This window comes from Pseudomonas sp. SMSB3 (assembly GCF_052041965.1).
Classification (GTDB): domain Bacteria; phylum Pseudomonadota; class Gammaproteobacteria; order Pseudomonadales; family Pseudomonadaceae; genus Aquipseudomonas.
The window spans coordinates 1-9,888 of sequence record NZ_JBKGGV010000028.1 but is presented as its reverse complement, the minus strand read 5'-3'; the positions used below and the strand labels follow the sequence as shown (position 1 = coordinate 9,888).

Here is a 9,888-nt window from a genome sequence, read left to right as displayed (position 1 = left end):
CACCCTGACCAACTCCGCTCAGTCACCCGTTACCGTAACGCTGAGCAATGGCCAGTCCATTACCATCGGCGCGAACCAGACTACAGGCAGCGTCACCGTCGCTGCGCCTGGCGACGATCCATACATCGATGCCGGTCAGGTCAGCGCGCGTATCACTAATGCAACCGGCGGCAACTTCGAAAACTTGGCGATCAACAGCACCGCTGCGGTGACCAGCGTCACTGACACCATCGACACTTCGACTGTGACGCTGACCGCCACACCGTCTGTGGCCGAGGGTGGAACCGTCATCTACACCGCCAGCGTCAGCGCTCCGGTCACTGGCAGTCCGGTCCTGGTGACCTTGGCCAATGGGCAAATCATCACCATTCCGGTCGGACAGAGCTCGGGCACTGCAACCGGCGCCGTTAGCAATGATGTCTATCAGGGGCATGCGGCCGTCACCAATAGCATCACTAACGTGTCTGGCGGCAACTACGAGAACTTGGTCGCCGACAAAGGCGTGGTTAGCACCGCAGTCACTGACGTGCAAGACACCACCACGGTTTCCCTGTCGGGCACGCAAACCGTCGCTGAGGGCGGGCAGATCGTCTATACCGCCACCCTGAGCAACGCCGCTCAGTCGCCAGTCACCGTCACCCTGAGCAATGGCCAGAGCATCACCATCGGCGCCAATCAAACGACTGGCAGCGTAAGTGTCGCTGCACCTGGCGATGACCCGTACATCGACGCCGGTCAGGTCAGCGCGCGTATCACCAATGCAACCGGCGGCAACTTCGAAAACCTGGCGATCAACAGCACCGCTGCGGTGACCAGCGTCACTGACACCATCGATACTTCGACTGTGACGCTAACCGCGACCCCATCTGTGGCCGAGGGCGGCACCATCGTCTATACCGCAACGGTCAGTGCCGCGGTGACTGGCACTCCAGTGGTGGTAAACCTGAGCAACGGGCAAATCATCACCATTGCGGTCGGGCAAACCTCGGGTACTGCCACTGCTGCTGTATCCAATGACGTGTACCAAGGCCATGCCGCTGTCACCAACAGCATCAGCAGCGTCAGTGGCGGCAACTTCGAGAACCTGGTTGCCAACAAGACACTGGTCAATACTGCGGTTACAGACGTGCAGGACACCACCACCGTAACCCTCAGCGCCACACCGACGGTGGCCGAAGGTGGCAGCGTGACCTATACCGCCAGCGTGGATGCGCCGGTCACAGGCAGCGCAGTGGTGGTGAGGCTGGCAAACGGCCAGACCATTACCATTCCAGTGGGTCAAAGCGCAGGCACCGTCACCACTGCGGTCAGCAACGATGTGTATCTGGGCCATGCCGCCGTCTCGAACAGCATCACCGCTGTCTCCGGTGGCAATTACGAGAAGCTGGTAGCCAATACCGCCAGCGTCAGTACTGCGGTGACCGATGTTCAGGACACCACGACGGTAAGCCTGACCGCGACGCCATCGGTGGCCGAGGGCGGCACCATCCTCTATACCGCCAGCGTCAGCGCGCCCGTCACAGTGACGCCTGTGATTGTCACGCTCACCAACGGCCAGACCATCACTATCCCGGTTGGCCAAAGCAGTGGCACCACGACGACCAGCGTGACCAACGATGTCTACCAAGGCCATGCCGCCGTTAACACCGGCATCAGCAGTGTCTCCGGTGGCAGCTACGAAAACCTAGTGGCAGACAAGACGGTACTCAGCACCAGCGTCAACGATGTGCAAGACACCACCACTGTTACCTTGAGCGCCACACCCAGCGTCGCCGAGGGCGGCCAGATCGTTTACACCGCGAGCCTGACGAACCCAGCGCAAACCGCCGTGACCGTCACCCTGAGCAATGGCCAGACCATTTCCATCGGCGCCAATCAGTCCTCAGGCAGCATCAGCGTGCTTGCACCCGCCGACGACGTGTACATCGGTGCGACTACGCTCAGCGCCACGATCACGGGTGCCAGCGGCGGCAATTTCGAGAACCTCGCGGTGAACCCGGCACCCGCAGTGACCACGGTGACCGACACGCTGACGCCGACTACCCTGGGTATCAGCGGCGCGGCCAGCGTGGCCGAGGGCAACAGCGCCAGCTACACCCTGACCTTGAGCAACCCGGCGCAGACCGATGTGGTGGTCAAGCTGAGCTACAGCGGCACTGCAACCAACGGCGTCGATTACACCGGCGTGGCTAGCGTGACCATCAAGGCCAACAGCAGCCAGGCCACGTTCAGCATCCCGACCCTCAAGGACAACATCACCGAAGGCACCGAACAGTTCACCATCAAGATCGATTCGGCCACCGGCGGCAATTTTGAAGCGCTGACCGTCAACGCGAGCGCGGGCAGCATCACCACCCAGCTGTTCGAGCCGGCGCCCGTGCTGGACCTGGACGGCAATGATTCGAGCGGCAAGACCGGTGCCGACTTCCAGACCACCTTCATCGAGAACGGCAGCGGTAACTCGATCAGTGACCTGGATATTTCCATCACCGATTTCGACAGCAGCCAGCTTGCCGGCGCCACGGTGACCCTGACCAACCGGCAGCCAGGCGATGCGCTGAACCTGGGTAGCCCGGTCAATGGCATCAGCATCAGTTCGACCGTCAGCGAAGGCAAGGTCGTGTTGGCACTCAGCGGCAACGCTTCGCTGGCCGACTACATGCAGGCGATCAAGAACATCACCTTCGTCAACACCAGCGAAGACCCGAGCACTACGCCGCGCGTCATCACGGTGACAGTGACCGACGGGGTCAATGTGTCCAATACGGCGACCACCACCGTCAACGTAGTTGCCGTCAACGATGCGCCCGTGTCTGCCGGCGGCGCAGTGACCGGTGTTGAAGACACTGCCCTAGTGCTGAACTGGGCCAGCTTCAACGTCAGCGATGTGGACAGCCCGACGTCCAGCCTGGGCGTTACCTTCACCCAACTCCCGTCCCTCGGCACCTTGCAGTACAACAACGGCAGCACGTGGGTGAACGTTGCACTAAACCAGACCGTGAGCCAGGCGGATATCACCGCCGGCAAGCTGAAGTTCGTGCCCTTGGCCAACCAGTCCGGTGCCGATGGCTATGGCGGTAGCGGCGTGGGCAACAAGCAGGCCGATTATGCGCAGATCAAGTACAAGCCTACCGATGGCGTGACGCCGGGCAGCGAGGCAACGCTGAAGGTCGACATCACGCCAGTGGCCGACGCCCCGACCTTGAGCATCGCCAGCAACAACATCAATTCCCTTGGCCTGACCAAGGAGACCTGGACCACCCTTACCGGCCTTGGCACCAACGGCAACGGTATCACCGGCGACGCACTGAAGACGGTGTTCACCAACTCGGGCGCCGCCACCCGCTCGGAAACCACCACCAATGTGCAATCCGACGCCTCGGTTGCCGGCCAAAGTGGATCGAAGACGTCTGGCCTGGTCTATCTGGAGGCTGGCAAGACCTACACCTTCAGCGGCAGCGCCGACGATAGCCTGTTGGTAACCATCGGCGGCAAGACGGTGGTGACGGCGACCTGGGGCGCTGGTGGCAGCGTCGCCGGCACCTTTACCCCTACCGCCAATGGCTATTACACGCTCGAGATCTACCACGCCAACCAGTCAGGGCCTGGCAGCTACGACGTCAACATCAAGGTCGGCAGCGGCGCGGTCGGCGACTTCAACAGCACCGCCATCGCGATGTATCCGAACGCCACTGCCCTGGCCAACGCTGGTGTCACGTTGTCCGACCTGCACGGCAGCGGTGGCCAGGGTTACTACGACGGCTACAAGCTCAACGAGGGGCCGGAAAACGGCAGCGTCAAGCTGGCGGGCATCAACAGTGGCTTGACCGATACGGACGGCTCCGAAACGCTAAGCGTCAAGCTGGCCGGGATCCCGGCAGGCTCGGTGATCAGCGACAGCGCCGGGCACAGTGCGACGGTCGGTGTCAGCGCGGTGGATGTCAGTGGCTGGACGTTGAGCAGCCTGACGATCAAACCTCCGGCCTACTACAGCGGGCAGTTCGATGTGAAGGTCACCTCGACTTCCACCGAATCGGTTGGCGGCAGCTACGCCATGACCGAGGGCACCCTCAAGGTCACGGTCTACCCCGACAGCTACAGCGTGGCGACCTTGACCACGGCTGGCGACACGGCAAGCGGCACCTTTGGCGACGACATCATCATCGCCGACACTGCCGGCCTGCACATGACCGCTGGGCAGAACTACAACCTGGCCTTCATCGTCGACACCTCGGGCAGTATGGGTACCAACGGAATCGAGGCGACCAAAGTGTCGTTGGCCACCGTGTTCCAGACGCTCCTGGCCAACGCCAAGACCGGCGCCGTCGGTACGGTCAATGTGCTGTTGGTGGACTTCGCCACCCAGGTCAAGAGCTCGGTCGCGGTCACCCTCAACGATGCCGGCCTGAAGACCTTGCTAGGCAGCCTGGGCACCCTGAGTGCCGAGGGTGGCACCAACTATGAAGACGCCTTCAAGACCACGGCCAACTGGTTCCAGAATCTCAAGAGCGCCGGGGTCACCGGCTCCAACCAGACGTTCTTCCTGACCGACGGCCAGCCGACGTATTTCCAGACCGGCGAGCAGACCAACCCGACCCTGGCCAACAGCACCGTCAAGCTCGATACCTTGCTCAGCAATATCAGCTACAAGATGGGCGATACCGTCAGCAATTATCAGCTCGATACCAACAACCGGGTTTCGATCGACAGCAGCGGCAAGCTGACGGCCGAAACCCGCAGCTTCGACCTCTTGAGCTTCAGTTATAAATGGAGCGCCGTGACGACCGGCAACATTCGCGCTGAGGGCAATGGCGGCTACGAGCTGTCGACCCGTGCCGGCACTGGCAGCAGCACCACAAGTGATACATTGAGCAACGCCACCTCGAGCTTCGCCCTGCTCGCGGCACTGTCAGCGGTGGAAGCGGTCGGGATCGGTACCGATATCAGTTCCAGCGACCTGAAACCGTTCGACACCGACGGTGTGCCGCAGACCAATGTCGATGCCACCAAGCTGGCCGATGCCATCCTGGGCCATACCGACGCGACGATCGCTGGCGCCGACAGGATTGACGGCGGCGATGGACACGACATCATCTTCGGTGACCTGGTGAGCTTCGATTCCATTCCCGGCAGCGGTATCGAAGCCGTGCAAGCTTTCGTCGCGACCAAGCTGGGCGTGGAGGCCAGCGCTGTCGACGCCAAGATCATGCACCAGTACATCAGCGAGCATTACACCGAGTTCGACATGTCGCGCGCCAATGACGGCGCCGATACTTTGCTGGGGGGTGGCGGTAACGACATCATCTTCGGCCAGGGCGGAAATGACTATATCGATGGCGGCAAGGGCAATGACATCCTCCTGGGAGGCATGGGCAACGACACGTTGCTCGGCGGTGAAGGCAACGACCTGCTGTTTGGCGGCGCTGGCAACGACACGCTGATCGGCGGCAAGGGCAACGACATCCTCACCGGTGGCACGGGCGCCGACACATTCGTCTGGAAAGCCGGCGACACGGGCCAGGACGTGATCAAGGACTTCAAGTTCAGCGAAGGCGACCGCCTCGACCTCAGCGACCTGCTGCAGGGCGAACGCGGCACCACCATCGACAACTATCTGAAGATCACCACCGTGGGCAGCGACTCGACCTTGCAGATCAGCACCGAGGGCAAACTCAACGCCAGCGGCGGCCTGGCCAATGCCGACGTGTCGATCAAGCTGGAAGGCGTGAACTGGTCGAATACCTCGATCAATTCGTTGATCAGCGGTGCCGACCCAACCATCAAGATCGACAACAACAATACCTGACAGGCAGGCGCAGCCGGGCAATCTTGCCTATGCTGCGCCTAGCCAGTGCCGAGGATGCAATGTGACGAGGATGAACGCCATGTTCTATGTGCAACGCGACGACGAGGGGCAGTTGGCGCGCGTGGAAGCCGCACCCTACGCCGAATACACCGAAATGCTGCCCGCCGACCATGCCGAGATCCAGGATTGGTTTGCCGACGATGTGGTCGAGAACAGCCTCAAGCAGCTCAAGCAGAGCGACCTGGACATGATCCGGGTGCTCGAAGACTTGATCGAGGTGCTGACCACCAAAGGGGTCATCAGCATCACCGACCTACCTGCCGGGGCACAGGCCAAGCTGCTCAATCGTTCGACGGCGCGCAAGGCGCTGGGGAGTCTCAACAACCTCATCGAAGATGAGCAGGAGAGCGGACTGATCTGAATTCAGCGCCACGGCGCCGGCTCTCCAGACAGCCGGCCCTGGATACCCTCAATGCCCATTTCAACCAGCACCTGTCGCTCGCCTTCGGTTTCCACCCGTTCCGCGATCAGCGGCAAATCGATGCTGTGCGCTGCACGCTGGATGGCTTCGATGAACAGGCGCTTGTGCTGCTCCTGGTCGATACTGCGGATGTAGCTGCCGTCGATTTTGAGATAGGCCAGCCCCAGGTGGCTGAGGTTGCCGATCATGCTGAAGCGTCCACCGAAGCGCTGCAGCGCCAGGGCAAAACCCAGTCCATGCAAGCGACGTGTCACCTGCTCCAGGGTGGCTTGAGCAGGCAATTGCTCTTCGCCAATCTCGAAGATCAAGCGCGGGCCTAGCGCCGTGTTCTGGCTCAGCAGTTCATAGATGCGGTGTAGCGATCTGGCGTCGGCCAGCGTGGCCGCCGACAAGTTGAGCGCCAGTACCTGATCGTGGCTGCGCAGCCGTTCAAGGACTTTCTCCAGAACCAGCACGTCCAGGCGGGCCATCCAGCCAAATCGCTCCAGCCAGGGTAGAAAGCGGCCGGCAGGCAGGGCATTGCCGTGATCATCCAACAGCCGGGAAATCACCTTGTAGTGCAGGACTTCGGTGGTTGTCTGGGCATTGACTACCGGCTGCAAGAACAGCTCGAAGCGTCCATTGTTGAACGCGGCTTCCAGACGCGTGTGCCATTCGTGCTGGCTATCGCCGGCAATGGCAGCAGCGCCCTGCTCCAGGCATACCCAACCGGGGGTGGGCTGGTTCTCGGCGCGTGCCAGGGCTTCGTCAGCCAGTTTGAGCAGCGCTTGGGGGGCATCCCCCGGACTGAATGGCGCTAGACCGATACAGGCAACCGGAGAGATGTCGCTGGCACCGGTCTCATGCAGGCTGAGCAACGCTGCCTCCAGTGCCTGGGCAAGGCGCACGGCGTCTTCGTGGACCATGCCGGGCGCTAGCACCGCGAACTCACCACCGCGGCTGCGCGAGATCAGATCGTTGGTTTCGGGAAAACTGGCGCACGTGCGCCGCAGTTGTTCACCGACGGCCTGCAGCAGTTGGTCGGTGCGCTGGCCTCCGAGGCGCGCATTGAGCCCCGCCAGACCCTGCACGCGCAGCAGTAGCAGGTAGCCCGCACGTGCTTCCTCGAGGTTGCTGACACGCGCGTTGAGTTGCATCTCGAAATAACGCCGGTTCGACAGGCCCGTCAGGCTGTCCTGGTAAGACTCGCTGTGCAGCCGCTCACTGCGCTCGGCTTGTTCGGTGAACAGCGCCTTGAGCTTTTCCACCATCTGGTTCATGGCCCGCACGACGCGCCGCAGTTCCGGCGTGCGCGGCTCAGGCAGGCTGATGAACTCTCGCCGGGCGATGGCATGCGACTGCTCGACCATGGCTTCCAGCGGGCGCAACTGCCGCCGGAGCAACAAGGCGCCCAGGCCTGCGCTCGCAGCACCACAGAGCAACAACCAGCCGAGGCTGCCCAAGGCGCTCTGCCAGAGCTTGCCGATGGCGAACATCGGATGGCTGATGACTTCGACGCGCGCAGCCTGCTGCCAGCCGCGGCTGACGATGGCATCGCCGCCTGCAGGCTCGAGTCCGATCAGGTGGATGAACCAGGCCGGCACGCCGCCGGGGTCTGGCTCGGCCTTGCGCTCGACCATGACGTCGTTACTTTGCAGATCGACGACCTTGATGCTGGCGTAATAGCCGCTGTCGAAGATCGAGCTGACCAGTAGCTCGACCATGGCTGGGTCATCGATACTGGGCGTCAGCGACAGTGCCAGTGCCGTGGCTGCATCCTGGGCGTGCGAGCGCAGTTGATTGACGTACTGGCTACGCGAGCTTTCCAGACTGACCATGAAGCTGCCGGTGAAGGCGATCACCAGGAACAGACAAATGGCCAACAGCAGTTGTTTGAACAGTGACATCCGTGCTCCTTCAGTAGACCGGTTCGGCCGGGAACCCTTCGGCCTGCATTTTCTTCAGCAAGTCCTGCCAGCGCGACAGGCGCTTGGTATCGCCCACCTTTTTATTACCGGCAGCGCCTGTCAGCCACAAGCCCTCACCATTGAAGGCGTACACCGGCAGCAGGTCGGTGCGCTGGCTCGCAGGCTTGATCGCGTCCATCAGGCTATCGAGAACCAGGGGTTGCGCCTGTGGGGATGAATAATAGGTCAGGACCATGTGCGCGCGGTTCTGGCGCAAGGCTTTGACGTAGGTGATGCGCAGTTTCTCTGCGGGTATGCCCATGCGCCGCAAGCTGAAGTATTTGGCGATGGCGTAGTCTTCACAGTCTCCCGCGCCTTTCAGGAGCGCCTGGATAGGCGTTGCCCAGTAGTCGACTTCGCCCCACAGGTCGATGTCCTCGACGTAGCGCAGTTGCTGATTGAAGAAACGATTGACCACTTGCAGACGCTGCAGCTCCGAGCCTTGGCTTTGCGTTGCCATCAGGGCCTGCCAGGCATCGATTCGGGGTTTGCCGGCGCCTAGCGGGCCGTATAATGCAGCGGACTTTCGGCTGATCTCGGCAAAGTCCCAATCGGCCTTCAGCGCGCCCAGCATCGCGCCGCCAAGCAGCAAGGCGAGGCAGAGATGACGAGCGACGGTTTTGAGCGGCCAGGATATCGCCACTGCGCGGCCCTGTTGAGATCAGTCCAGAGCAGCGATGGTGCGGTCTGGCCATGCAAAAGACAATGGCAATGGGCGATCACGACGCAGATCTCCAGCCGGTTATCGCTTTGTCGTTAGCGCTTTGTGAGTGTACCTTCCTTTACCGCGCAAACTCCTCCACCCTATCCGCCACTTGATACATCGGCTGCACGCAGTGCGGGTTTGACAACAGTCCGGTGGTATCACTAGTGTCATTGGATCCAACCTATTGTCGTCGAGGCACACTCCGCTTGGCCGAGAAAATTAAACTCAGCAATGTTCTGGCGAATGAACAGCTACCCGCCCATCTTGCCCGGGGGGTGATCGAGGAACGCTTGCGCAGTGTCATTCTTGATGGGCGTCTGCCACCAGGAACAGCTGTACGCCAGCAAGAGATCGCCGATCTGTATGGCGTCAGCCGCATGCCTGTGCGTGAGGCGCTGCGGCAGCTGGAGGCTCAAGGGCTTTTGAAGGTGGAGATGCACAAGGGCGCTGTCGTCGCGCCGTTGATCGGTGAAGATGCGGTCGACACCTATGCCTTACGGGTATTGCTTGAGACCGAGGCTTTGCGCCAATCGATTCCACTGCTCGATGACAATGACATCTGCAGCGCGCGCAGTTTCATTCACCAGCTGGAAAACGAAACCCGCCATGCAGAGATCGGCCGCCTCAATCGGCTGTTTCACATGGCGTTGTATAGCAAGGCGCCCAATCAGAAACTGCTGCGCCTGATTGAGAACGAGCTGAACGAGGAAGAGCGCTTTCTGCGGTTTCATCTTTCTTCGATGGGGCTTGGCAAGCTGACGCAGGACGACCATAACGCGTTGGTCGATGCAGCTGCCGAGATGAACGTGGGTGAGGCCGTGAAAGTCTTGGAGCAGCACCTGAACAGCGCATCACGCGTGATCAGGGCGTACCTGGACAAACAACTGTCACGATAGAGACCTGAAAAAAGAAAAGCCCCTGTCTGCAACGCAGACAGGGGCTTTTTATT

Annotated in this window: 5 protein-coding genes; 3 read left to right on the top strand and 2 right to left on the bottom strand. The window is 61.2% G+C overall.

Translation table 11 applies throughout. The annotated features are described in order from the left end of the window. Both ACLEJW_RS23080 and ACLEJW_RS23075 read left to right on the top strand, forming a co-directional pair. Positions 1-5,806: immunoglobulin-like domain-containing protein (locus tag ACLEJW_RS23080; protein WP_440778310.1), on the top strand; the 5,806-nt coding region annotated here is incomplete at its 5' end. Between the two features lie 79 nt (positions 5,807-5,885). Next, entirely contained in the window at positions 5,886-6,227 is a 342-nt protein-coding gene (locus ACLEJW_RS23075; protein WP_145193598.1) for a tryptophan synthase subunit beta, read from the top strand. Between the two features lie 2 nt (positions 6,228-6,229). On the opposite strand, the gene lapD is transcribed toward ACLEJW_RS23075, so the two are convergent. After that, a complete protein-coding gene (lapD, locus tag ACLEJW_RS23070) occupies positions 6,230-8,173 on the bottom strand; it encodes a cyclic di-GMP receptor LapD (protein WP_440778309.1) in 1,944 nt (647 codons plus the stop codon). A gap of 10 nt (positions 8,174-8,183) precedes the next feature. Next, positions 8,184-8,876, bottom strand: coding sequence for a cysteine protease LapG (gene lapG / locus ACLEJW_RS23065; protein WP_440778308.1), 693 nt, complete (start codon positions 8,874-8,876; stop codon positions 8,184-8,186). 269 nt (positions 8,877-9,145) lie between these two features. Between lapG and ACLEJW_RS23060 the strand changes: the two genes are divergently transcribed. Next, positions 9,146-9,835 carry a GntR family transcriptional regulator gene (locus ACLEJW_RS23060; protein ID WP_440778311.1) on the top strand — a complete coding sequence of 230 codons (690 nt, stop codon included), beginning with the start codon at positions 9,146-9,148 and terminating at the stop codon, positions 9,833-9,835. Positions 9,836-9,888 lie beyond the last annotated feature (53 nt).